This is a genomic window from Streptomyces sp. NPDC040589, from assembly GCF_055594445.1.
In genome coordinates this window covers 362,359-387,163 of record NZ_JBVIWP010000001.1, presented here as the reverse complement: position 1 = coordinate 387,163, position 24,805 = coordinate 362,359, and the positions used below count along the sequence as shown (strand labels likewise).

Below are 24,805 nucleotides of genomic sequence, written 5' to 3'. Positions count from 1 at the left end.
CGTCAGTCCGGAGTATCGAGGGCGATGGCCCCGGCGGGGCAGAGCCCGGCGGCCATCCGGGCGGCGGCCCGGTGCTCGGGGGCCGGGGCGGGGCGCAGGAGCACCACCAGGCCTTCCTCGTCGTCCTGGTCGAAGACCTGGGGAGCCGTCAGGGCGCACATGCCGGCGCCGGCGCAGCGCTCACGGTCGACTCCGATCCGCAGCGGCTCGCGTGGGTCGCTCACGGGGCTACTCCTTGTCCCAGGTGACGGGCAGGCTGATCACGCCGTAGATGTTGGAGTGTTCGCGCAGCGGCACCTCCCGGGGCGGCACGGCGAGGCGCAGGGTGGGGAAGCGGGCGAAGAGCGCGGGAAACGCGACGGTCATCTCGACGCGGGCGAGCTGCTGGCCCAGGCACTGGTGGGCGCCGTGCCCGAAGGAGAGGTGTCCGGTGGCCCTGCGGTGGATGTCGAGCCGGTCGGGGTCGGGGAAGCGGTGCGGGTCGCGGTTGGCGGCCTGCACGGAAACGGTCACCGTCTCGCCCGCCTTGACGATCTGTCCCTCCACCTCGACGTCCTCGAGTGCCGTCCGCAGGATCGGGTCGGCCACGCTGAGGTAGCGCAGCAGTTCCTCCACGGTCTGCCCGGCGAGGCCGGGGTCGGCGCGCAGCGCGTCGAGCTGGTCGGGGTTGCTCAGCAGGGCGAAGGTGCCGAGGGCGAGCATGTTCGCGGTGGTGTCGAGCCCGGCGGCGAGCAGCAGTCCGCCGATGCCGGCCAGCTCCTCGTCGGTGAGGTCGGAGGTGGTCAGATCGCTGAGCAGGTCGTCGGTGGGCTCGGCGCGCTTGGCGAGGACCAGTTCGTTCAGGTACTGGAGCAGCGCCGCGTAGGCACCGCCCCTCGCCTCCGCGTCCGCCGACTGGTCGAAGATGACCGCCACCTGGCTCTGGAACCGCTCCCGGTCGGCGTACGGCACGCCGAGCAGCTCGCAGATCATGAGCGCGGGCACGGGCTGCGCGAACGCCTCCACCAGGTCGGCCGTGGGCCCGGCCTGCTCCATGGCGTCCAGGCATTCGATGGTGAACTGCTCGACGCGCTCCGTGAGTTGACGCATGCGCCGGACGGTGAACCTGCCGGTGAGCAGGCGCCGGTAGCGGGTGTGCTCGGGGGCGTCGAGGCCGGTGATGTCGCCGACCGGGGCCGGCGGCAGCTCCGCGGGCATCCCGGGGACCGGTACCGGCATGTGCAGGAGTTCGTAGCGTGAGCTGAAGCGCGGGTCGGCCAGCACCGCGCGGGCCGCGGCGTGGCCGGTGGCGAGTCGGCCGATGTGTCCGTCGGCGTAGCGCAGGCGGCGCAGCGGCTGGTCGCTCAGCGCGGTGAGTTCGGCGGGCGGGTCGAAGGGGCAGCCGGTGTGCCGGTCGGTGGGCAGGGTGGGCGGCTCCTCGGCGGTGGTGCCGGCCGTGGTGGTGCCGGCGTCCGTCGGGTCGTACGGCATGCGGTCCTCCTGCGATCGTCGGGTGGGGTGCGCATCGTGAAGTGGGGCTGGAGAGCTGGGGGCGGACGCGAAGTCAGGCGCGGCGGACGATGATGTCGCCGGCCGCGGTCCGGGCGTGCACCTCGACGGTCTCGTCGGAGTCCGCGGGGCCGGCCGAGGAGCCGAGCGAGTTGCGTACCGTGCCGTACTTGGCGTTCAGGTCGAGCCAGGCGGCGGTGCCCTCGTGGATGCCCACTTCGAGGTCGCCGACGGAGGTGCGCAGTTCGATCCGGCCGCGGGTGGCGTCGCCGACGCGGATGCGGCCGTTGGAGGCCATCGCGTCGACCCCGGCGTGGGCTACGCCGATCTCGATCCGGCCGTTGGCGCACTTGGCGCCGACGTCGCCGTGCGCGATGCCGACGGAGATGTCGCCGTTGGCCGCGTTGGTCTTCAGGCCGCCGGTGACCTCGCCGACCTCGGTGGCGCCGTTGCTGTTCTTGACGGTGGCCGTGCCGGCGACCGTGCCGACCTCGACCCGCCCGGCGCCGATGATCTCGACGTCTCCGGTCGAGCGGGCCAGGCGGATGTCGCCGTGGTCGGTCTTGAGGACGGCACCGGCCGCCTCGTCGACCTGGACGTCGCCGAGCGAGGTCTTGAGCGTGACGTCCCCGAAGCGGCCTTCGCAGAAGAAGCCGCCCATGGCCGAGGTGCCCCGGACATCCGATCCCGCGGGCAGTTCGACGCTCACCTCGATGGCACCCGGCTTGCCGAACAGGGACCGCTTCCTGGGCGTCCTGATCGTGAGGCGGCCGCCCGAGCAGGTGACCTGGGTCTGCTGCACGGCGCGCACGTCGTTGTCGTCGGAGCCGTTGCGCGGCAGCACTTCCACGACCGTGTCGGTGCGCTTGCCCGCGGTGACGCGGGCGGTCCCGGCCTCCAACTCGAGGGTGACGGAGATCGGTTCGGGGGTGTCGAAAGCAGGCATGGCTGTCCCGTCCTCTTTGGCTTGGGTGGGTGGTCCCGCCGGTGAGGCGGGTGATGAGTGACGGCCGGTGAGTGTGGGGTGGGCCCGGCCGGGCGCCTAGTGGACCCAGCCGGTGAGGCTCCGGCCGTCCGGGTCCTTGCCGCGGCCCGGGCTCGCGCGCTCCCCGCCGTCGAGGGCGAGGGACACGGCCCGCACCAGCCAGGTGTTGACCGACAGGCCCTCGGCCGCCGCGGCCTCCTCGGTGCGGGCCTTGAGCTGGGCGGGGAGGCGGAAGTTGATCCGGGCCATGGCGCCGTCGTCGGACTCCGCGGGCAGCGGTGGCGGCGATGACGCGGCGGGGGCCGTGACCGGCTCCCGCGCCTCCCGGAACGGTTCCGGGGCGTGCGGCGCCGTCACCACGAACTCCGGGTCGGATCCGCGCAGCCGCACGTCGACCGAGCCCGGCGCCAGCTCCCGCGTGACCTCGCCCATGGCGGCGGACAGCGCGTCGAGGAGCGTCAGCCGGGCGGCGGACTCCAGCGGGGCGGTGAGCCGCTCGGCTAGGGCGCGGGCGTCGTCGCCGCCGGCCTCCGCGGCCACGGCCAGCTCGTGCCGGAGGGTGTCGACGTAGGGCGTGAGGTCCATGACGTCATGATGGCACAAGGATGGCGCCATGGCGAGCCATTTTGGCTCCATCGCGTGAGAATGGGCTCTGACCTGCCCTTCCTTCCTCTGATTGAGGTGTCATCGTGCCGCGCCGGGCATGAAGGGGCTTGCGGTGGAGCCGGAGTGATGCCATGGTGGCGTCACTTCAGCGCCAAAGTCTGGTGCCATCCCTCGCCCACCGACAGGAGTTCCCCGCCGTGGCTACCTTCCTTTACAAACTGGGCCGTCTCGCCTTCCGGCGCCGATGGCTGCTGGTGTTGCTGTGGGTGGTGGTCCTCTGCGGTGCGGGCTTCGCCGCCTCCGCCGCCCCGGCGCCGCCCGCGGACACCTTCTCGATGCCCGGCACGGAGTCGCAGAAGGCCTTCGACCTGCTGGAGAAGAAGTTCCCCGGCGCGAGTGCCGACGGCGCGAGCGCCCGGGTCGTGGTCCGTGCGCCCGAGGGCGGGAAGATCTCCGACCCCGCGCGCAAGGCCCACGTCGCCGCGCTGGTCGCGGAGTTGAGGAAGGCCCCGCAGGTGGCCTCGGTGAGCGACCCCTTCACGACGAAGGCGGTCAGCGAGGACGGCTCCACCGCCTATGCCATCGCCACCTACAAGGTCCCCGCCACCGAGGTCGGCGACAAGGCGCACGACGCCCTCGACGACGCACTGGCCCGGGCCCGCGACGCCGGCCTGACCGCGGAGGCCGGCGGCGACGCCGTGAAGATCGACGCCGCCATGAGCGGCACCGGCGAGAAGATCGGCATCCTGGTCTCCGCCCTGGTCCTGCTCCTCACCTTCGGCTCGGTGATCGCCGCCGGAATGCCCCTGCTCACGGCCCTCATCGGCGTCGGCATCGGCATATCCGCGATCACGGCCCTCGGCGCCACCCTCGGCCTGTCCGGCACCACCTCGACCCTGGCGATGATGCTGGGCCTCGCCGTCGGCATCGACTACGCCCTGTTCATCGTCTCCCGCTATCGCGCCGAACTCACCGAGGGCCGCGACCGCGCCGACGCCGCGGGGCGGGCGGTCGGCACCGCGGGCTCCGCGGTCGTCTTCGCCGGGCTCACCGTCATCGTGGCCCTCGCGGGCCTGGCCGTGGTGAACATCCCGATGCTCACCAAGATGGGCCTGGCCGCCGCCGGCACTGTCGCCATCGCCGTCCTGGTCGCCCTCACCTTCGTGCCGGCGCTGCTCGGCTTCGCGCCGGTCAAGGTCCTGCGCCGCCGGGACCGCCACCGGTTCTCCGGCAAGCCCCTCAGCGCCCGCCGGCAGCGCAAGGCCGACCGGCGTGCCGCGAAGGACGCCCGTCGCGAGCCCAACCTCGGCTCGCGCTGGGCCGGTTACGTCCTGCGCCACCCCGTCGCCGTCCTGGTCCTGGCCGTCCTCGGCCTCGGCGCGGTCGCCGTGCCCGCCGCCAGTCTGGAGCTCGGACTGCCCGGCGAGGGCACCATGGCCCCCGACACCACCCAGCGCAAGGCCTACGACCTGCTTTCGGAGTCCTTCGGCCCCGGGTTCAACGGACCGCTGACGATCACCGTGGAGGGCCCGGACGCCAAGGCCGCGGCCGACACCGTCGGCAAGCGCCTCGCCGGGCAGGACGGCGTCGCCACCGTCACCCCGGCCACGCCCAACGAGACCGGCGACACCGCGATCCTGAACGTCGTCCCGGCCACCGGCCCCACCGACGCCGCGACCGAGGACCTGGTGCGTCATCTGCGCTCCCTCGCCGACGGCTTCCGGGCCGACACCGGCGCCGAGGTCCTGGTCACCGGCCAGACCGCGATGTTCATCGACTTCTCCGAGACCCTCGACGACGCGCTGCTCCCCTATCTCGCCCTGGTCGTGGGCCTGGCGTTCCTGCTCCTGATGGTGGTCTTCCGCTCGGTCCTCGTGCCGCTCAAGGCCGCGCTCGGCTTCCTGCTCTCGGTGACCGCCGCGCTCGGCGCCGTCGTCGCGGTCTTCCAGTGGGGCTGGCTCGCCGATGTCTTCGGCGTCGACCAGCCGAGCCCGATCATGAGCACCATGCCGATCTTCATGATCGGCGTGGTTTTCGGACTCGCCATGGACTACGAGGTGTTCCTGGTGACCCGGATGCGGGAGGCCTACGTCCACGGGGCACGGCCCGCCGAGGCCGTCGTCACCGGGTTCCGCTACGGCGGCCGGGTGGTCGCCGCGGCCGCCGCCATCATGATCAGCGTGTTCTCCGGCTTCATCGTGGAGGACAACGACTTCGTCAAGATGATCGGCTTCGGCCTCGCGGCCGCGGTGCTCTTCGACGCCTTCCTCGTCCGGATGACGATCGTCCCCGCCCTGTTCGCCCTGCTCGGCACGTCGGCCTGGTGGCTGCCGCGGTGGCTCGACCGACTGCTTCCGAACCTCGACGTCGAGGGCGCGAAGCTCGCCGGCACGGCCCCGGCCGCGCCGGTGGCGCCGCAGCGCCGCGCACCCGAACTGGTCGACTAGCGACCCGGGGTGACCGTGATCGGGTCCGGCTCGGCGGCCTCGTCCAGGCGGGCCTGCTCCTCTTCGCCGAGGAGCAGGTCCGCCGCGGCCGCCGAGTCCCTGGCCGTCTCCGGCCGGCTCGCCCCCGGAATCGGGACGACGGCCGGGGAGCGCGCCAGCAGCCAGGCCAGGCCGACCCGCTGGGGACTGACACCGCGCTCCGCCGCGACGGCGTGGAAGGCGGCGAAGCGGTCCGCTCCCTCCGTCCGCGACGGCCCGTCCAGGGAGCTGCGGGCCAGCCCGCCCAGCGGACTCCACGGCAGGAACGCCAGCCCCAGTTCCGCGCACAGCCGCAGCTCCGGCTCGCTGCTCCGGACGGCGGGGGAGTACCGATTCTGCACCGACACCAGACGGTCGCCGAGGATCTCACGCGCCCGGCGGATCAGGTCCGCGTCCGCGTTGGACACCCCGGCCAGCCGGATCGTGCCCGCGTCGAGCAGCTCCCGCAGGGCACCGACCGACTCCTCGAACGGCACGGCGGGGTCCGGCTTGTGGAGTTGGTAGAGGCCGATCGCCTCCACCCCGAGGCGCTTGCGGGAGGCCTCGGCGGCGGCCTTGAGGTGGCGCGGCGAGCCGTTCACCGTCCAGTCGCCGCCGGCCGGGCGGCCGCGCCCGCCCTTCGTCGCCACCAGCACGCCGGAGGTGTCACCGCCGTACGTGGCCAGCGCCCGGGCCAGCAGACGTTCGTTGTGGCCGGGCTCCGCGCCCGGCAGATGGTAGGAGTCGGCCGTGTCCAGGAGGGTCACGCCCGCCTCGAGCGCGGCGTGCACGGTGGCCAGGGCGCGCTTCTCGTCCGGCCGGCCCTCGAGGGACAGCGGCATCGCGCCGAGCCCGATCGCGCTCACCGGCAGCCCGCCCAGTGTCCTGTACCGCATGTCAGTCGTCCTTTCCGAGCGTCTCGGCGACGGCACGCGGCAACCACTGCCGGGCGTCGCCGAAGGTGTGGCCGAGCCGGGTGGCACGGGTGTTGTCCATGCCGTAGGAGCGGCGGAAGGAGAACGGCGAGACCTCGCCGACCTCCACGGGCCGGAACACGGCCCGGCCGCCCGTTACGTGCGCGGCCACCGCCGCGCACAACTCCTCGGTGCTCAGCGTCCCGTGCGAGGCGGCGTTCACCGGCCCTGTGAACTCCTCGCCCGCCGCCCAGACCAGGAAGCCCGCGATCTCCTCGACGTGGATGTACGTCGCGGGCCGGTTCACCACCGGCACGGCGATCGGCTCGCCGGTGCGGATCCGCTCGGCGTAGTGGGCCAGCCTGCCGGTGAAGTCGTCGTCCCCGCCCAGCACATGGGCCACGCGCACCGCCGTGTACGGGAACGCCGGGCCGTCGGCCGCGAGGACCGCCTCCGCCTGCCGCTTGCCCTCCCCGTAGTGCGCCTCCAGGAACACCGGGTCGTCCCAGGGCAGTTCGAGGTCCACGGGCACCGTGGACGGGACGACGGCCTCCTCGCGCACGAGGGCGGGGGAGTCCTCGTACTCGTACACCTCGACCGTCGAGGTCATCACATAGCGGCCGGTACGGCCGGTGAAGACACGGCGGGCGAGCGCCGCCTGGCGCGGGGTGTAGCAGACCTGGTCGACGACGACGTCGAAGACCCGCGAGCCCAGCGCCTCGGTCAGCGACCGCTCGTCGTCCCGGTCGGCGACGAGATGCTCCACCCCGGCCGGCGGCGGGGCGGACCCCCGGTTCAGCACGCTGACCCGGTGCCCTTCGTCCCGCAGCCGTGCGATCAGGCGCTTGCCGATGTAGCGGCTTCCACCGATGACCAGTACGTTCCGGACCTTTTCCATGGCCATAATTCTCCTGGCGTACATCCATGTACTGAAGGGGGAACCATGGGAGTTCAGGCCGCCACGCCGAAAGAACCACGGCATCTGCGCGCCACCGCCGACGAAACCTCGGTGGTCTTCGACGCGCTGGACCGGCAGATCCTCCACCTGCTCCAGACCGACGGCCGGATCAAGCTCAGCGAACTGGGCCGCCGGGTCCGGCTCAGCCCGGCGGCGGTCACCGAGCGGGTGCGGCGACTGGAGGCAGCGGGCGTGATCAGCGGCTACGGCGCCCAGGTCGTCCCGGCCCGCCTCGGCTACGGCATCCAGGCGTTCATCCGGGTCAACCCGCACGGCGGCTACAACCTGAAGCACCCGAGGACCCTGGAGTTGATCGAGCGGCCCGAGATCACCGAGGTGCACCACGTGGTCGGCGAGGACTGCTGGATCCTCAAGGTAGCCGTCCGGGACACCGTCCACCTGGAGGAGGTCCTGGAGGGCGTCTCCGCGCTGGGGCGCACGACGACGTCGATCGTGCTGACCTCCCCGGTGGAGCGGAAACCGCTGTTGCCTTGACGCGGGCGTCAAGGAATACGTTCGTACGCATGCGAATCGGCGAGCTGGCCGCACGGGCCGGGACCACGACGCGGACGCTGCGGTACTACGAATCGCGGGGGCTGCTGCCCGCGCGGCGCACGGGCAACGGATACCGCAGCTACGACGAGAGCGATCTGCGGCTGCTCCGGCAGATCCGGACGCTCCAGGACTTCGGGTTCGACCTGGAGGAGACGCGGCCCTTCGTGGAGTGTCTGCGGGCCGGGCACCCCGAGGGCGACTCGTGCCCGGCGTCGCTCGCGGTCTACCGGCGCAAGCTGGGCGAGCTGGACTCACTGATCGGTGAGCTGACCACCGTCCGGGAGACGGTCGCGCGGCAACTGGCGCGGGCCGAGCTGGCCGCCGAGGCTCAGGCTCCGGGCGGTCCGGAGCCGCAGTGCGAGCTGGGAGGGGACACATGGTGACCGATGTGACGGACGCGGATTTCGAGGCCGAGGTGATCGGTGCGGAGCTGCCGGTGCTCGTGGAGTTCACCGCCGACTGGTGTCCGCCGTGCCGGCAGATGGCCCCGGTGCTGAAAGCCCTCGCATTCGAGGAGGGCGACCGGCTGAAGGTGGTGCAGCTGGACGTGGACTCCAACCCGGAGACGACCAACGCCTACAAGGTGCTGTCGATGCCGACCTTCATGGTGTTCCGCGATGGTGAGCCCATGAAGTCGATGGTGGGCGCACGGGCCAAGCGGCGGCTGCTGGAGGAGCTGGCCGACGTGCTCTAGGCGACCCGCCCGGACAACAGGAAATCCCCCGAGCAATTGCGCTCGGGGGATTTCCTTGCGTATATTTGTTTGTTCGTGACTTCAACCCGAAGGAAGTCACGTGAAGTTCAGTGAGCACAGTATATCCGGGCGGGAGTGGAATTGTCAAACACCGAATTTCCGGACGATGAATTGCGGCAGGAGCAGGAATTCATCGACGGGTTGTACGCGCGCGTGGACGCCCTGCGTGGCGACACCGAGTCCTCCGTCACGGACGCGCTCGCCCAGGGCAACACGCCCATGCAGGCCAGACTCGAGCGGGACATCCTCGTCGCCGAGCGCTCCGGGCTGCTCGCCGCGCTGAACGCGGTGGACGGCTCCCTGTGCTTCGGCCGGATCGACCTCACCTCGGGCGTCACCCACCACATCGGCCGGATCGGGCTGCGCACCGACGACGCCGAGCGCACCCCCGTCCTGATCGACTGGCGCGCCGACGTCGCCCGCCCCTTCTACCTCGCCACCGGCCACACCCCGATGGGCCTGCGGCGCCGGCGGCACATCGCCACCGACGGCCGGCGGGTCTCCCATCTGCACGACGAGATCCTCGACCTCGGCGACGAGACCCGCACCGGCCACGAGGACCCGACGGGCGACGCCGTGCTGCTCGCCGCGCTCGACTCGGCCCGCACCGGCCGGATGAGCGACATCGTGCAGACCATCCAGGCCGACCAGGACCGCATCATCCGCGCCCCGCACCGCGGCGTCATGGTGGTGGAGGGCGGTCCGGGCACCGGCAAGACGGCCGTCGCCCTGCACCGCGCCGCCTATCTGCTGTACGAGCACCGCGAACTGCTCGCCAAGCGGGCGGTACTGATCGTCGGACCCAACCCGGCGTTCCTCGGCTACATCGGCGAGGTGCTGCCCTCCCTCGGCGAGACGGGCGTGCTCCTCGCGACCGTCGGCGAGCTGTTCCCCGGCGTGAAGGCGACCGCGACCGACACACCCGAGGCCGCCGCGGTGAAGGGCCGGGCCGGCATGGCCGACGTCCTCGCCGAGGTCGTCCGGGGCCGGCAGGCGCTGCCCGACCCGGTGATCGCCATCGAGCACGACCGCGAGGTCCTCATGCTCGACGACGGTCTGGTGAACGTCGCCCGCGAGCGCACCCGCGCCGCCAAGCTGCCGCACAACGCGGCCCGCGAGCACTTCGAGGGCCACATCCTCAACGCGCTCACCGACCTGTACGCCGAGCGGATCGGCACCGACCCCTTCGACGGGTCCAGCCTGCTCGACCCCAGCGACATCACTCAGATCCGCGACGACATCGCCGACAACCCCGACGTCTGGTCCGCCATCGACCAGCTCTGGCCGGTGCTCACCCCGCAGCGGCTCGTCGCCGACTTCCTCGCCGCGCCCGAGGAGTTCCTGCCCGCCGAGGACGCCGAGGCCGTACGCCGCCCGGTGACCCGGCGCTGGACGGTCGCGGACGTGCCGCTGCTCGACGAGGCCGCCGAACTCCTCGGCGACGACGACCGGCTGGCCCGGGAGCGCGCCGCGCGCGAGCGGGAGGAGCAGATCGCCTACGCGCAGGGCGTGCTGGAGGTGTCGTACGCCTCCCGGACTTACGAGTTCGAGGACAAGGAGGACAGCGACCCCGACGGCAGCGAGGTGCTGTCCGCGCACGACGTCATCGACGCCGAGCGGTTCGCCGAGCGGCACGAGGAGGATGACCACCGCAGCGCCGCCGAGCGCGCGGCGGCCGACCGCACCTGGGCGTTCGGGCACATCATCGTCGACGAGGCGCAGGAGCTGTCGCCGATGGCCTGGCGGCTGCTGATGCGGCGCAGCCCGACCCGCTCGATGACCCTGGTCGGCGACCCCGCGCAGACGGCTGAGGCGGCCGGTGTCGGCTCCTGGGCGGGCATCCTCGACCCGTACGTCGAGGACCGCTGGGAGCACACCCGCCTGGGCGTCAACTACCGCACCCCGGCCGAGATCATGGACGCCGCGGCGGCCGTGGTCCGCGCCGAGCACCCGGAGTTCGAGCCGCCGAGTTCGGTCCGCTCCACGGGTGTACGGCCGTGGGCACGGGCCGCCGACGACCTCCCGGGCGCCGTCGCCAAGGCGGTCGAGGAACTCACCCCGGCCGAGGGGCGGCTCGCGGTGATCGCCCCGCGCGACCTCCACCGCGGCCTCGCGGCCCGGCTGGACGGCGTGACGGCGGGCGCCGAACCCGACCTCACCCGGACGGTCGTCCTCCTCGACCCGCGCCAGGCCAAGGGCCTGGAGTTCGACTCCGTCCTGGTGGTCGAGCCCGGCCGCTACGGCACCAGCGACCTGTACGTGGCCCTGACCCGGGCCACCCAGCGGCTCGGCGTGCTGCACACCGGGGAGCTGCCGAAGGCCCTGGCGGAACACTTCGGGTAGCTCCACCGGCACGGGCTCTCCGACGCCCTGCGGGACCTGAGGCCGCCTGTCACAGCAGCGACCTCGGATCCCGCAGGGCGTGCCACAGCCCGGCCGCGAGCGGGACGACGGTCAGGGCGAAGAAGACCCAGAACACGAACTCGGCGCCGGGGGCGAGGTCATAGGTGGTGCCGTCCTCCCACTCGCAGTAGGCCCGGGGCGGAAACGGCGTGGAGACTCCCCAGGCCTTCCCGTCCCCGAGGAAGCCCTCCCGCATCGGCTCCGCGGGGCAGGGGGCCGTATCCGGGAACAGGAAGGGGTCGTCCGCCGTCATGATCACGACCCAGGTGACGGCGCCGCACGGCACCGCCCAGAACACCGCGGTCCGCACCCACAGGGGCAGCAGCGGATGCGCCAGCAGCCCGCGCAGCGCTACCAGGACCACCACGAGCCCGACGAAGACGGGAAGCAGCGTCATGAGCCGGCCGCGGTCTTCCGGGCACGGAACTCGGTCGCGTAGCCCGCGCCGATGGCGAGCCCGGCGGCGGACAGGGCGCAGGACACGCTCGCCCAGTTCATCCACCCGTAGGAGGAGTCGGCGGTGTAGACGGTGCCGTTCTCGCGGACGCAGTCGAAGCGCAGGGGCAGGTACGAGGCCCGGTGGTGGGAGAGGCCTTCGATCGTGTCCGGGGCGAAGCCGTCGAGGCAGGCCCGGGCCGGGACCGAGGACGCGCCTTCGCCGAACTCCCACTCCGATTCCAGCACGGCGAAGAGCCCCAGGGAGTAGACGGACACGGCCGCCCAGGCGAACATCGTCGCCGCTCGGCGCAGCAGCGGTGGCGGCCAGGGCTCGGGGCGGCCGGGAAACGCCATGGCCACGACTCCCGCGGCCGCGACCAGCGCGCCGAGGGCACAGACGACGGAGATGCCCAGACCGATCAGCACGCCGTGACCCCATCCCGCGCGGGCGGACCCCCACGGCCCGGTGGGGTGGCACGGCGCATGCCGCCACCCCACCAGGGGCCGACCGGACGGGCTGTGGCGGAAGCCACTCCTCCCGTCACAGAGGTGTCACAGGTCGCTGTAGGCCTGTTGCCTCACGCCGGGCGCAGCCACACTGTCGACAGCGGCGGCAGGGTCAGGCGGATGCTGGCCGGGCGGCCGTGCCAGGGCTGGGCCTCGGGCTTGACCGGGTCGGGGTTGGTGATGTCGCTGCCGCCGTAGCGGGCGGCGTCGGTGTTCACGGCCTCGTGCCAGGCGGGGACGTCCTCGGGCACGCCCAGGCGGTAGTCCTGGCGGGCGACCGGGGCGAAGTTCGACACCGCCAGGATCGGGGTGCCCTCGGGGTCCAGCCGCAGGAACGCGAGCACGTTGTCGTCGGCGGCGTCCCCGACGATCCACTCGAAACCGGCCGGGTCGGTGTCGAGGCGCCACAGCGCCGGGGTGGCCCGGTAGACGGTGTTGAGGTCGCGCACCAGGTCACGCACGCCCCGGTGGTCGGGCTCGGCCCCGTAGCCCGGGTCCAGCAGCCACCAGTCCGGGCCGTGCGCCTCCGACCACTCGGCGCCCTGCGCGAACTCCTGCCCCATGAACAGCAGTTGCTTGCCCGGGTGGGCCCACATGAAGCCGAGGTAGGCCCGGTGCCCGGCCCGCTGCTGCCACCAGTCGCCGGGCATCTTCGACACCAGGGACCGCTTGCCGTGCACGACCTCGTCGTGCGAGATGGGCAGGACGTAGTTCTCGCTGTACGCGTACACCATCGAGAACGTCATCTCGTGGTGGTGGTACTTGCGGTGCACCGGCTCGTGGCTCATGTACTGGAGCGAGTCGTGCATCCAGCCCATGTTCCACTTCAGCCCGAACCCGAGCCCGCCGAAGCCGCTCGGTCCCTCGTGGTGGGTGGCCCGGGTGACCCCGTCCCAGGCGGTCGACTCCTCGGCGATCGTGACCACGCCGGGCACCCTGCGGTACACCGTCGCGTTCATCTCCTGGAGGAACGCCACCGCGTCCAGGTTCTCCCGGCCGCCGTGCTCGTTGGGCGTCCACTGCCCCGCCTCGCGCGAGTAGTCGAGGTAGAGCATCGAGGCGACCGCGTCCACCCGCAGCCCGTCGATATGGAACTCCTCGCACCAGTACAGGGCGTTCGAGACCAGGAAGTTGCGCACCTCCCGCCGCCCGAAGTCGAACTCCAGCGTGCCCCAGTCGGGATGCGCGGCCCGCAGCGGATCCGCGTGCTCGTACAGGGGCCGCCCGTCGAACTCGGCCAGCGCCCAGTCGTCGCGCGGGAAGTGCGCCGGCACCCAGTCCATGAGGACACCGATCCCGGCCCGGTGCAACGAGTCGACCAGGTACCGGAAGTCGTCCGGCGTGCCGAGGCGGGCCGTCGGCGCGTAGAAGCCGGTGACCTGGTAGCCCCAGGAGCCGCCGAACGGATGCTCCGCGACCGGCATCAGCTCGACGTGCGTGAAGCCCAGGTTCTTCACATACCCGGGGAGCTGATCGGCCAGCTGCCGGTACGTCAGCCCCGGGCGCCAGGAGGCCAGATGCACCTCGTACACCGAGAACGGCGCCTCGTGCGCCGGAGTCTGAGCACGCCGGTCCAGCCACTCGGCGTCACCCCACTCGTACCGCGAGGACGTGATGACCGACGAGGTCGCGGGCGGCACCTCCGTGCGGCGGGCCAGCGGGTCGGCGCGCAGGGTCTTGGAGCCGTCGGGGCGGGTGATGTCGAACTTGTACAGCTCGCCCTCGCCGATGTCCGGCAGGAACAGCTCCCACACGCCCGACGAGCCCAGCGACCGCATGGCGTGGCCGGTGCCGTCCCAGAAGTTGAAGGTGCCGGCCACGCGCACGCCCTGCGCGTTCGGCGCCCACACCGAGAAACGGGTGCCGGTCACGCCCTCGTGGATCGTCGGGTGCGCGCCCAGCGCCGTCCACAGCTCCTCGTGCCGGCCCTCGCCGATCAGATGCAGGTCGAGGTCGCCCAGCGTGGGCAGGAAGCGGTAGGCGTCCTCGGTGTCCAGGACCGTGCCCTCGTATTCGACGAGCAGCCGGTACGCCGGCACCTCCCGCAGCGGCAGCAGCCCGGAGAAGAACCCCTCCCCGTCGTCGTGCAGCTCCGCCCGCAGTTCCCCGGCGACGACGGTCACCGACAGGGCGTACGGCCGGAACGCCCGGAAGGCGACGCCGCCGGGCACGGGGTGCGCGCCGAGCACGGAGTGCGGATCGTGATGCGTCCCGCCGAGCAGCCGCTCCCGGTCCACCGCGTCGACGGCGGGCGAGACGGCGATCTCCATCTCCGGCGGCACGGCCTGGGCGGGGCCGGTCTTCTCGGCAGCGGTTTTCCTGGCGCCCGCTGTCTTGGCAGGGGCTTTCTCGGCGGTGGCTGTCTTGGCAGGGGCTTTCTCGGCGGTGGCCGTCTTGGCAGGGGCTTTCTTCGCCGCGGCCTTCTTGGCAGGGGTGCCGGTGGCCGTGGTCCTGGTGGCCGCGGCCTTCGCCGTCGTGGCCTTCGCGGTCGCGGCCTTCTTGGCGACAGCCTTCGTGGCCGTGGTCTTCTTCGCGGTCGCCTTCTTCGCCGCGGTCTTCTTGGCGGCTGTCTGCTTCGCGGCCACCTTCTTGGCGGTGGCCTTCGCCGCGGTCCTCTTCGCGGGATCCGCCTTCTTCGCGACGGCCTTCTTCGCCGCGGTCGTCTTCGCGGGATCCGCCTTGTTCGGGACGGCCTTCTTCGCCGCGGTCGTCTTCGCGGCAGTCGTCTTCTTCGCCGGTGACTGCGCCGAGGCCGCCTTCTTGGCGGCGGCCTTCTTCGCCGCCTGTTTCGGTACCGCCGTCTTCTTCGCGGAGCTCTTCCGCTGGGCGGCCGTCGGCTGCTCGGGGATCTTCTCCCCGGCCGTCTTCTTCGGGTGCGAACCGCTGGACTCGGAGCGGGGGGTCACGGGCGCAGCCTCCTGGGCGCAGGTGGGTCAGTCAGGTCAGGTGGCCGGACGAGGAGAGCCGGCTTATGGCGGCCAGCGGCACCGGCAGCCAGTCGGGGCGGTGCCGGGCCTCGTACACCACCTCGTAGATCGCCTTGTCCGTCTCGTAGGCGCGCAGCAGCACCGGGTCGGTGCGCGGATCGCGGCCGGAGGCCTCCGCGTAGCCGGAACAGTACGCCGACCGGCAGGTCTCGGCCCAGTCCGGCTGGGGCGGATCGGCCGAGCGGGCCGCGTAGTCGAAGGACCGCAGCATGCCGGCGACGTCCCGCACCGCGGGCTGCGGCATGCGCCGCTCGGGCAGGGGCCGGGCCGGCTCGCCCTCGAAGTCGATCAGCCACCACTCACCGGCCGGTGAGCGCAGGCACTGCCCGAGATGCAGATCGCCGTGCACGCGCTGCGCGGTCCAGGTACGGCCCTCGGCGGCCAGATCGCCCAGCGCCGTGAACGCCGACCGCAGCCCGCCGGCGTAGGGCCGCAGCGCGGCCACCGTCTGGACGGCCGCCTCCAGCCGCTCGATCATTCCGTCCACCATGAGCTGGAGCTGCATGTGACCGAGCGTGACCGTCGGCAGCGCGCGGGCCAGCGCGGTGTGCACCTCGGCGGTGGCCCGTCCCAGCGCCCGCGCCTCGGCGCCGAAGTCCTCGCCCTTGGCCAGTTCGCGCAGCGCCAGCTCCCAGCCGTCGGAGGCGCCCTGCACGAACGGCTGGAGCACTCCCAGCACGTACGGCTGGCCGGCGGGGTCCGCCGGGCCCGTCGAGATCACCGGGTCCGCCGTGGGGTCGATGTCCGCGACCATCCAGGCCGTCGGCGCGGGCACCCGGGGGCGGCCCTCGCGGGCCAGCGCCAGCGGCAGCTCCAGATCGGGGTTGACCCCGGGCACGATCCGGCGCAACAGCTTGAGGATGAACGTATCTCCGTAGACGACCGACGAGTTGGACTGCTCCGCGGTCACCACGCGGGGCACCAGCCCGGACCGGATGTCCTGGCCGAGGTCCCGCTCGAAACGGAGCCTGCCGATACGGGCCTGGGTGCGCAGCGCCTCCAGGAGCAGTTCGGCGGGCCTCGGGTCGAGCAGGGCGTCGTAGACCGTCCGGCCGGCCAGCGGCCCCGTCGGAACATGTCCGATCAGCGCGGGCGCCAGCCGACGCGGCAGCGCCTCGCGCACGCCTATCAGGAGCTGGTAGCAGTCGCCGGGATGGCCGGGCGCGCCGTGGGACGGCACGGGCGGCTGATGGGCGCGGACGAGCAGGTGGTACAGACCGAGCTTGGCGCTGGCGGGGAGCAGCTCGGTGGCCTCGACCAGCGTGAACCCGGTGACCGGACGGCCTTTGCCGGCGAACCAGCGCTGCCGTGGCAGCCATTCCCGCAGCAGTGGATCGAGGGAGGCGAGAAGGCCGGGCGGGGTGGTGACGGTGCGTGTGACGGCTTCCGACATGACGTCGCGTCCTTTCACCCATGTGTGATGCGTCACCGGGTGGGGTGTTCTTCATGCGTGCCCCGGGCGGGGCAGGAGAAACGCCCCGCCGCGGGGGTTTGCGGCCTGCCCCGCGGATCAGGCCTCAGCAGGCCGTTCCAGGCCTCACGCGGCCCTCATACGGTGTCCCCGCGGAGCCGGAACCAGTAGAAACCGTGGCCCGCCAGGGTCAGCAGATACGGCAGCTCGCCGATGGCAGGGAAGCGCACCCCGCCGAACAGCTCCACCGGGTGCCGGCCCTCGAAGGCGCTCAGATCCAGCTCCGTGGGCTGGGCGAACCGGGAGAAGTTGTTCACGCACAGCACCAGGTCGTCCTCGTACTCCCTGAGGAACGCCAGCACCGCCGGGTTCGTCGACGGCAGCTCGGTGTACGTGCCGAGTCCGAAGGCGGGATTCTGCTTGCGGATCTCGATCATGCGGCGGGTCCAGTGCAGCAGCGAGGACGGCGAGGACATCGACGCCTCGACGTTCGTGACCTGGTAGCCGTAGACCGGGTCCATGATCGTCGGCAGGAACAGCCGCCCCGGGTCACTGGACGAGAAGCCCGCGTTGCGGTCGGGCGTCCACTGCATCGGCGTGCGCACCGCGTCCCGGTCGCCGAGCCAGATGTTGTCGCCCATGCCGATCTCGTCGCCGTAGTAGAGGATCGGCGAGCCCGGCAGGGCCAGCAGCAGGGCGGTGAACAGCTCGATCTGGTTGCGGTCGTTGTCGAGCAGGGGGGCGAGACGGCGCCGGATGCCGATGTTGGCGCGCATCCGTGGGTCCTTGGCGTACTCGGCCCACATGTAGTCGCGCTCTTCGTCGGTGACCATCTCGAGCGTCAGCTCGTCGTGGTTGCGCAGGAAGATGCCCCACTGGCAGTTCGAGGGGATGGCCGGGGTCTTGGCCAGAATTTCCGAGACCGGGTAGCGGGATTCCCGCCGTACGGCCATGAAGATGCGCGGCATGACCGGGAAGTGGAAGGCCATGTGGCACTCGTCGCCGCCGCTGGGGTAGTCGCCGAAGTAGTCGACGACGTCCTCGGGCCACTGGTTGGCCTCGGCGAGCAGCACGGTGTCCGGGTACTGCGCGTCGATCTCCTTGCGCACCCGCTTCAGGAAGTCGTGCGTCTCCGGGAGGTTCTCGCAGTTCGTGCCCTCCTGCTGGTAGAGGTAGGGCACCGCGTCCAGCCGGAACCCGTCGATGCCCAGGTCCAGCCAGAACTTCAGCGCGGAGATCATCTCCTCCTGCACGGCCGGGTTCTCGTAGTTGAGGTCCGGCTGGTGGGAGAAGAAGCGATGCCAGTAGTACTGCTTGCGGACCGGGTCGAAGGTCCAGTTGGAGGCCTCGGTGTCGACGAAGATGATCCGAGCGTCAGGGAACTGCTTGTCGTCGTCGGCCCACACGTAGTAGTCGCCGTAGGGCCCGTCGGGGTCCTTGCGCGACTCCTGGAACCAGGGGTGCTGGTCGCTGGTGTGGTTCATGACGAAGTCGATGATCACGCGCATGCCGCGCTGGTGGGCGGCGTCGACGAACTCCACGAAGTCGGCGAGGTCGCCGAACTCCGGGAGCACGGCCGTGTAGTCGGAGACGTCGTAGCCGCCGTCGCGCAGGGGCGACTTGAAGAACGGCGGCAGCCAGAGGCAGTCGACGCCGAGCCACTGGAGGTAGTCGAGCTTGGCGGTGATGCCCTTCAGGTCACCGACGCCGTCGCCGTTGCTGTCCTGGAACGAGCGGACGAGCACCTCGTAGAACACGGCGCGCTTGAACCACTCCGGGTCGCGGTCCCTGGCAGGAGTGTCCTCGAAGGTGTCCGGAACGGGTTCGTTGACGATCATGTTGTGGGTGACCCTCCGATCTGCGGGGTGGACGGTCGCAGCACCGTGAAGACGTGCGCGGGGCTCCGGCCCGGTTCGAGACGCACGTAGTTGGACCTGCCCCAGTGATAGGTCTCGCCGGTGAGCTCGTCCCGCACCGGCACCGACTCGTGCCAGTCCAGGCCGAGTTGCGGCATGTCCAACGAGACCGTCGCCTCCTGGGTGTGGTGGGGGTCGAGGTTGGCGACCACCAGAACCGTGTTCGAGCCCTTCCGCTTCGAGTAGGCGATCACCGCTTCCTGGTCCGCGTCGTGGAAGTGGAGATCGCGCAGCTGCTGGAGGGCCGGATTTTCCCGCCGGATGGTGTTGAGCCTGGTCAGCAGCGGGGTGATGGTGCGTCCCTCGCGTTCGGCGGCGTCCCAGTCGCGGCGGGTGAGCTGGTACTTCTCCGAGTGCAGGTACTCCTCGCTGCCTTCCCTGAGCGGGGTGTTCTCGCACAGCTCGTAGCCGGAGTAGATGCCCCAGGCCGGGGAGAGCGTCGCCGCCAGCACCGCCCTGACCTCGAAGGCGGGGCGGCCGCCCTGCTGGAGGTAGGCGTGCAGGATGTCGGGGGTGTTGGCGAAGAAGTTCGGCCGCATGTAGGACGCGGCCTCGCCGGAGAGTTCCGTGAGGTAGTCGGTCAGCTCCTGCTTGGTGTTGCGCCAGGTGAAGTACGTGTAGGACTGCTGGAAGCCGATCTGGGCCAGGGTGGCCATCATGGCCGGGCGGGTGAACGCCTCGGCCAGGAAGATCACGTCGGGGTCGGTGCGGTTGATGTCCGCGATGACCCGCTCCCAGAAGACCACCGGCTTGGTGTGCGGGTTGTCCACGCGGAAGATCCGCACGCCGGTGTCCATCCAGTGCCGCAGTACGCGCACGGTCTCGGCGATGAGGCCGTCCATGTCGGCGTCGAAGGCGATGGGGTAGATGTCCTGGTACTTCTTCGGCGGGTTCTCGGCGTAGGCGATGGTGCCGTCGGGGCGGTGGTGGAACCACTCGGGGTGTTTCTGCACCCAGGGGTGGTCCGGGGAGCACTGCAGCGCGAAGTCCAGCGCCACCTCCAAGCCCAGCTCGCGGGCCTGGCCGACGAACCAGGTGAAGTCCTCCAGGGTGCCCAGAGCGGGGTGGACGGCGTCGTGGCCGCCCTCGGGCGAGCCGATCGCCCAGGGCACGCCGACGTCGTCGGGTCCGGGGGAGAGGGTGTTGTTCTTGCCCTTGCGGAAGGTCGTGCCGATCGGGTGGATCGGGGGCAGGTAGACCACGTCGAAACCCATGGCGGCGATCGCCGGAAGGCGGCGCGCGGCGGTGCGGAACGTGCCGTGCGGCTGCTCGGAGGTGCCTTCGGAGCGGGGGAAGAACTCGTACCAGGAGCCGTACAGGGCCCGCTCCCGCTCCACCAGCAGCGGCAGCGGCTCGGAGGTGGTGACCAGGTCCCGCAGCGGATGACGGGCCAGTACCTCGTCCACCTCCGGCGCCAGCGCCCCCGCGAGCCGCGAGGCCGCCGGGCGGCTCTCGTCCCGCAGGGCGTCGACGGCGGCCAGGACCACGTCCCGCAGGCCCTCCTCCTCGGGTATGCCCTCGGCGGCCCGCTCGTACAGGCGTGCGCCCTCCTCCAGGACGACGTCCGTGTCCATGCCGGCCGGGATCTTGATCTGAGCGTGGTGGCGCCAGGTGGCGACGGGGTCGCCCCACGCCTCCACGGTGAACGTCCACAGGCCGGGCTTCCCGGCGGTGACCGTGGCGCCCCACCGGTCCGTGCCGGGGGCCAGCTCCCGCAGAGGTGTCCACGGCCCGGGGCGGCCCTCGGGGTCCTTCAGGACGGCATTGGCGGCGACCGCGTCGTGCCCCTCCCGGAACACGGTCGCCGAGATCTCGAAGGTCTCGCCGGTCACGGCCTTGGCCGGCCGGCGTCCGCGCTGGACGACCGGACGGACATCGAGCACGGGTATGCGCCCGACGGCGGTCGCCTCGCCCACGGGGGGTGGTTGCGGGACCGGTGGACCGGCGTCGGCCGGGCGCACGGGGGGTGCCTCGCCGCCGGGCGCGTGCGCCCCGGTGCGGCGGGTCGGGGGTGGTGACGAAGGGTGCTTGGCGGGCATGACCGCTCCTGTCCGCGTCAACGTGGGTGGGCGGAGGTCTATGGGGAGGTGGGTCCTGCGTGGTGCTCCTGAGAGGGGTACCCGCAGGAGCCTTCCCACCCTATTCGGGTGGGCAATCCGGCACTTTGTTAACTACTCACGCGTATGTCGACACACAAGACCGGCCTCGTCCGCGACGGACGAGGCCGGCCCTTGTGTGTGGCTGCTCCTTCGCCCTACGGGTGGGGCACCCGCAGTAACCTGTCCGGCGAACCGATACCCCGGCCGGAGATCTTCCCGGTCGCCGCTCCCGTCGTCAGAGCCCTCCCGACCTGGGACGGAGTCGCTTTCGGATGATCGGCCAGATACAGCGCGGCCGCGCCCGCCGCGTGCGGAGACGCCATCGACGTGCCCGAGAAGGTGGCCCGCGCGGTGTCGCTCGCGGCGGCCGCGGAGGTGATTTCGACGCCCGGGGCGAAGAGATCGAGGGCCGGACCGTGGTTGGAGAAGGCCGGTTTCGTATCCCTCCGGTCGGTCGCGCCGACCGTGATCGCCTGCTGGACGCTGCCCGGGGAGTAGAGCCCGGCCGGCCTGGCGTCGTTGCCCGCGGCGACCGTGTACGTGACGCCGGACGCGATGGAGGCGCGGACGGCGGCGTCCAGCCGGTCGTTGCGCGGGCCGCCCAGGCTGAGATTGGCGACCGCGGGCTTCCTCGCGTGCCGGGTCACCCAGTCGATCCCGGCGATCACCCGGGCCGTGGTGCCGCCGCCCGCGGCGTCGAGGACCCGTACGGAGACGATCCGGGCCTTCCCGGCGACGCCGTGGGTCTTGCCGGCGACCGTGCCGGCCACGTGCGTGCCGTGGCCGTTGGCGTCCGCCGCGACCTTGTCGTTCCCGACGAAGTCCCAGCCGTGGCTCGCCCGGCCCCCGAAGTCCCGGTGGGTGGTGCGGACGCCGGTGTCGATCACGTACACCGTCACCCCGGCACCCGCCGACTCGGGCCCGGTGTAGCTCCGGTCCAGGGGCAGACTCGCCTGGTCCACGCGGTCCAGCCCCCAGGACGCCGGGGTCCGCTGTGCGTGGTCCAGCCGCACGCGGGTGTCCTGGACGACCGAGGCGACCCGCGGATCGGCGGCGAGCCGTGCCGCCTGTCTCGGGTTGGCCCTGATCGCGTAGCCGTTCAGGACCGTGCCGTAGGTGTGGCTTATGTCCACCCCGTACGTCTCGGCGAGGCCCTTTCCGGCCCTCGAAGGTGCCCGCGTGCCCTCCTTCAGTGTCACGAGATAGCTGCCGTGCACGGAGCCGGGTCCTCCGGCGCCGAGTATCCGCCCCTCCGGTACGGCGTGCGCGGGCAGGGTGATGGCCGAAAACGCCGCGGCGCAGACCGCCGCGGCCAGGCCCCCCGTCCAGCGCGGGCGCCGTGTACGCGTCCGTGCCATGGTCCGAGTTCCCCTCCTCGACTCGGCGTACGGCTGCCGCGCGGCGCCGCGAGCGGCGGGCGCGGGCCGGTACGCCAGGGGCAGCCTCTCGTGACGCGTGAAACACCACAAGGACGCCTATGGGGGTGGAATCGGCCATATCCGTGAATGGTGCTGTTCAGGCCGATCGGGGGTCCGACGGCGGAGCCTCAGCGGCGGCGGCACCTCCGCCGGTACTGTCGTAGGAGACGTCGATGAAGCCCTGTGTCAAAGCCCTGCGTCAACCAGCGAACGCGCCGAGGTGGAACCCGTGAAGGCGATCCGTCGATTCACCGTCCGACCCGTTCTCCCCGACCCCCTCCGGCCGCTCAGCGATCTGGCCCGCAATCTGCGGTGGTCGTGGCACACGGAGACCCGTGACCTCTTCCAGTCCGTCGACCCCGAGCGCTGGGCCGCCTCCGGGCGCGACCCGGTCCGGCTGCTGGGCAGCGTGCCGCCCGCGCGGCTCGCGGCCCTGGCCGAGGACCGCCGGTTCCTGCGCCGCCTCGCCTCGGTCGCGGGCGATCTGCACGACTACGTGACCGGCGACCGCTGGTACCAGGCCCAGCCCGAGGAGCTTCCCGCCGCGATCGCCTACTTCTCACCCGAATTCGGCGTCACGGCCGCCCTGCCGCAGTACTCCGGCGGCCTCGGCATCCTGGCCGGCGACCATCTGAAGGCCGCCAGCGACCTGGGCGTCCCGCTGATCGGCGTCGGGCTGCTCTACCGGCACGGCTACTTCCGCCAGACCCTCTCCCGGGACGGCTGGCAGCAGGAGCACTACCCCGTCCTCGACCCGAACGAGCTGCCGCTGGTCCTCCTGGAGGAGCCGGACGGCACCCCCGCCCAGGTCGCCCTCGCCCTGCCCGGCGGCAAGCAGCTGCGCGCCCGGATCTGGCTGGCGCAGGTCGGCCGGGTCCCGCTGCTGATGCTGGACTCGGACGTCGAGGAGAACGACCTCGGCGAGCGCGGTGTGACCGACCGGCTCTACGGCGGCGGCAGCGAGCACAGGCTGTTGCAGGAGATGCTGCTGGGGATAGGAGGGGTGCGAGCGGTCCGGACGTACTGCCGGCTGACCGGGCACCCCGCTCCGGAGGTGTTCCACACCAACGAGGGGCACGCCGGTTTCCTCGGCCTGGAGCGCATCGCCGAACTCTGCGCGGCGGGTTCGGACTTCGACGCGGCGCTGGAGGCGGTCCGCTCCGGGACGGTCTTCACCACCCACACCCCTGTCCCGGCCGGGATCGACCGCTTCGACCGCGAGCTGGTCGCCCGCCACTTCGGTCCCGACGCGGAGCTGCCGCGCATCGACGTCGGGCGCGTCCTCAAACTCGGCATGGAGACCTACCCCGGCGGGGAGTCCAACCTGTTCAACATGGCCGTGATGGGCCTGCGCCTGGCCCAGCGCGCCAACGGGGTGTCCCTGCTGCACGGCAACGTCAGCCGCGAGATGTTCTCCGGCCTGTGGCCCGGCTTCGACGCCGACGAGGTGCCGATCACGTCCGTGACCAACGGGGTGCACGCGCCCACCTGGGTCGCCCCGGAGGTGTTCCGGCTCGGCGCCCGGCAGATCGGCGTGCAGCGCGCCGAGGACGCGCTGACCGTCGGCGGCTCGGACCGCTGGGACTCGGTGGCCGACATCCCCGACCAGGAGATCTGGGAGCTGCGCCGGGGCCTGCGCGAGCAGCTCGTGACCGAGGTGCGGGAGCGGCTGCGGGCCTCGTGGCGGCAGCGCGGTGCCGGTACGGCCGAGCTGGGCTGGATCGACGGCGTGCTCGACCCGGACGTCCTCACCATCGGCTTCGCCCGGCGCGTCCCCTCGTACAAGCGTCTGACGCTGATGCTGCGCGACCGCGACCGGCTGATGGACCTGCTGCTGCACTCCGAGCGGCCGGTCCAGATCGTCGTGGCGGGCAAGGCGCACCCCGCGGACGACGGCGGGAAGCGGCTGGTGCAGGAGCTGGTGCGGTTCGCGGACGATCCGCGGGTGCGGCACCGGCTCGTGTTCCTGCCCGACTACGGCATGGCCATGGCGCAGAAGCTGTACCCGGGCTGCGACATCTGGCTGAACAATCCGCTCCGTCCGCTGGAGGCCTGCGGCACGTCCGGCATGAAGGCGGCGCTCAACGGTTGTCTCAATCTGTCCGTACTCGACGGGTGGTGGGACGAGTGGTTCCAGCCGGACTTCGGCTGGGCCATCCCCACGGCCGACGGTGTCGGGACCGACCCGGACCGCCGCGACGACATAGAGGCCGCGGCGCTGTACGACCTGCTGGAGCAGCGGGTGACGCCCCGCTTCTACGAGCGCGGCCGCAGCGGGCTGCCCGACCGCTGGATCGAGATGGTCCGCCGGACCCTGAGCCTGCTCGGGCCGAAGGTGCTGGCCGGGCGCATGGTCCGTGAGTACGTCGAGCGTCTCTACGCGCCGGCGGCGCTGGCCCACCGCTCGATGGGAGCGGACGCGGCGCGGGAGCTGGCCGAGTGGAAGGCGCGGGTGCGGGGGGCCTGGCCGGGCGTCACTGTCGACCATGTGGAGACGTCCGTGTCCGAGGCGCTGGCCGAGCTCGGGACGACGCTGGGGCTTCGGGTGCGGGTCGGGCTCGGGGATCTCGGGCCTGATGATGTCGAGGTTCAGGTGGTGTCGGGGCGGGTGGATGAGGAGGATCGGATCGGGGACGCGGCGGTTGTTCCGTTGAAGCCGGTGGGTTCTCCCGACAAGGACGGGCGGTGGGTGTACGAAGGGGCCTTGTCCCTGGATCGCACCGGGCCTTTCGGGTACACGGTGCGGATCCTTCCCGCGCATCGGCTGCTGGCCTCCAGTGCGGAGTTGGGGCTGGTGGCCGGGCCTTCCGAGGAGCTTGTGGAGGCTGCGGGGTTGTTGATGCGTTGAGTTTGGCCGCGGGTGTGTGGGGGCTGGTCGCGCCCACGTGGCGGAGCCGCAGA

General features: G+C 71.8%; 19 protein-coding genes. 6 read left to right on the top strand and 13 right to left on the bottom strand.

The window, feature by feature from the left end; genetic code table 11:
• Positions 1 to 2 precede the first annotated feature (2 nt).
• From ACZ58V_RS01670 to ACZ58V_RS01655, 4 genes are all read right to left on the bottom strand, one after another.
• The gene (locus ACZ58V_RS01670) at positions 3 to 224 is read right to left on the bottom strand and encodes a ferredoxin (RefSeq protein WP_468188197.1); all 222 of its coding nucleotides are present in this window, start codon (positions 222 to 224) and stop codon (positions 3 to 5) included.
• A gap of 4 nt (positions 225 to 228) precedes the next feature.
• Positions 229 to 1,470, bottom strand: a complete 1,242-nt coding sequence (locus tag ACZ58V_RS01665; RefSeq protein ID WP_471287859.1) for a cytochrome P450 — start codon at positions 1,468 to 1,470, stop codon at positions 229 to 231.
• 73 nt (positions 1,471 to 1,543) lie between these two features.
• Positions 1,544 to 2,434 (bottom strand): DUF4097 family beta strand repeat-containing protein, encoded by an 891-nt coding sequence (locus ACZ58V_RS01660; protein ID WP_468188201.1) that lies wholly within the window; start codon positions 2,432 to 2,434, stop codon positions 1,544 to 1,546.
• 96 nt (positions 2,435 to 2,530) lie between these two features.
• Positions 2,531 to 3,058 carry a toxin-antitoxin system HicB family antitoxin gene (locus ACZ58V_RS01655; protein WP_471287858.1) on the bottom strand — a complete coding sequence of 176 codons (528 nt, stop codon included), beginning with the start codon at positions 3,056 to 3,058 and terminating at the stop codon, positions 2,531 to 2,533.
• A 218-nt stretch (positions 3,059 to 3,276) separates the two neighbouring features.
• Between ACZ58V_RS01655 and ACZ58V_RS01650 the strand changes: the two genes are divergently transcribed.
• A complete protein-coding gene (locus ACZ58V_RS01650) occupies positions 3,277 to 5,526 on the top strand; it encodes an MMPL family transporter (RefSeq protein ID WP_468188205.1) in 2,250 nt (749 codons plus the stop codon).
• Here ACZ58V_RS01650 and ACZ58V_RS01645 read toward each other — a convergent pair.
• Both ACZ58V_RS01645 and ACZ58V_RS01640 read right to left on the bottom strand, forming a co-directional pair.
• Positions 5,523 to 6,440, bottom strand: a complete 918-nt coding sequence (locus ACZ58V_RS01645) for an aldo/keto reductase (protein WP_468188207.1) — start codon at positions 6,438 to 6,440, stop codon at positions 5,523 to 5,525. The genes ACZ58V_RS01650 and ACZ58V_RS01645 overlap by 4 nt on opposite strands.
• Before the next feature lies 1 nt (position 6,441).
• On the bottom strand, positions 6,442 to 7,356 hold the full coding sequence (locus ACZ58V_RS01640) for an NAD-dependent epimerase/dehydratase family protein (RefSeq protein WP_471287856.1): 915 nt from the start codon (positions 7,354 to 7,356) through the stop codon (positions 6,442 to 6,444).
• 45 nt (positions 7,357 to 7,401) lie between these two features.
• On the opposite strand from ACZ58V_RS01640, the gene ACZ58V_RS01635 reads away from it, so the two are divergent.
• From ACZ58V_RS01635 to ACZ58V_RS01620, 4 genes are all read left to right on the top strand, one after another.
• Positions 7,402 to 7,911 carry an Lrp/AsnC family transcriptional regulator gene (locus ACZ58V_RS01635; protein WP_382832764.1) on the top strand — a complete coding sequence of 170 codons (510 nt, stop codon included), beginning with the start codon at positions 7,402 to 7,404 and terminating at the stop codon, positions 7,909 to 7,911.
• 29 nt (positions 7,912 to 7,940) lie between these two features.
• Positions 7,941 to 8,354: a MerR family transcriptional regulator gene (locus ACZ58V_RS01630; RefSeq protein ID WP_468188212.1), complete on the top strand. Its 414-nt coding sequence runs from the start codon at positions 7,941 to 7,943 to the stop codon at positions 8,352 to 8,354.
• Positions 8,351 to 8,665, top strand: coding sequence for a thioredoxin family protein (locus tag ACZ58V_RS01625; RefSeq protein WP_468188302.1), 315 nt, complete (start codon positions 8,351 to 8,353; stop codon positions 8,663 to 8,665). Before ACZ58V_RS01630 ends, ACZ58V_RS01625 begins: the two co-directional genes overlap by 4 nt.
• A gap of 141 nt (positions 8,666 to 8,806) precedes the next feature.
• Positions 8,807 to 11,068 carry a HelD family protein gene (locus ACZ58V_RS01620; RefSeq protein WP_468188214.1) on the top strand — a complete coding sequence of 754 codons (2,262 nt, stop codon included), beginning with the start codon at positions 8,807 to 8,809 and terminating at the stop codon, positions 11,066 to 11,068.
• Positions 11,069 to 11,117: 49 nt separating this feature from the next.
• Here ACZ58V_RS01620 and ACZ58V_RS01615 read toward each other — a convergent pair whose 3' ends face one another.
• The 7 genes from ACZ58V_RS01615 to ACZ58V_RS01585 all read right to left on the bottom strand — a co-directional run bounded on the left by ACZ58V_RS01615 (position 11,118) and on the right by ACZ58V_RS01585 (position 21,844).
• Positions 11,118 to 11,525 carry a hypothetical protein gene (locus ACZ58V_RS01615; RefSeq protein WP_468188216.1) on the bottom strand — a complete coding sequence of 136 codons (408 nt, stop codon included), beginning with the start codon at positions 11,523 to 11,525 and terminating at the stop codon, positions 11,118 to 11,120.
• On the bottom strand, positions 11,522 to 11,992 hold the full coding sequence (locus ACZ58V_RS01610) for a hypothetical protein (protein ID WP_468188218.1): 471 nt from the start codon (positions 11,990 to 11,992) through the stop codon (positions 11,522 to 11,524). Before ACZ58V_RS01610 ends, ACZ58V_RS01615 begins: the two co-directional genes overlap by 4 nt.
• 152 nt (positions 11,993 to 12,144) lie before the next feature.
• Positions 12,145 to 14,979, bottom strand: a complete 2,835-nt coding sequence (glgB, locus tag ACZ58V_RS01605; RefSeq protein WP_471287854.1) for a 1,4-alpha-glucan branching enzyme — start codon at positions 14,977 to 14,979, stop codon at positions 12,145 to 12,147.
• A 31-nt stretch (positions 14,980 to 15,010) separates the two neighbouring features.
• A complete protein-coding gene (locus tag ACZ58V_RS01600) occupies positions 15,011 to 16,453 on the bottom strand; it encodes a maltokinase N-terminal cap-like domain-containing protein (RefSeq protein WP_468188222.1) in 1,443 nt (480 codons plus the stop codon).
• 155 nt (positions 16,454 to 16,608) lie between these two features.
• On the bottom strand, positions 16,609 to 18,309 hold the full coding sequence (gene treS, locus ACZ58V_RS01595; protein ID WP_468188224.1) for a maltose alpha-D-glucosyltransferase: 1,701 nt from the start codon (positions 18,307 to 18,309) through the stop codon (positions 16,609 to 16,611).
• The gene (locus ACZ58V_RS01590) at positions 18,306 to 20,426 is read right to left on the bottom strand and encodes an alpha-1,4-glucan--maltose-1-phosphate maltosyltransferase (RefSeq protein WP_471287852.1); all 2,121 of its coding nucleotides are present in this window, start codon (positions 20,424 to 20,426) and stop codon (positions 18,306 to 18,308) included. Before ACZ58V_RS01590 ends, treS begins: the two co-directional genes overlap by 4 nt.
• 215 nt (positions 20,427 to 20,641) lie before the next feature.
• The gene (locus ACZ58V_RS01585) at positions 20,642 to 21,844 is read right to left on the bottom strand and encodes a S8 family peptidase (RefSeq protein WP_468194647.1); all 1,203 of its coding nucleotides are present in this window, start codon (positions 21,842 to 21,844) and stop codon (positions 20,642 to 20,644) included.
• 289 nt (positions 21,845 to 22,133) lie between these two features.
• Here ACZ58V_RS01585 and ACZ58V_RS01580 point away from each other — a divergent pair, with 289 nt between their 5' ends.
• Entirely contained in the window at positions 22,134 to 24,752 is a 2,619-nt protein-coding gene (locus tag ACZ58V_RS01580; RefSeq protein ID WP_468194650.1) for a glycosyltransferase family 1 protein, read from the top strand.
• The last annotated feature ends 53 nt before the right edge of the window (positions 24,753 to 24,805 follow it).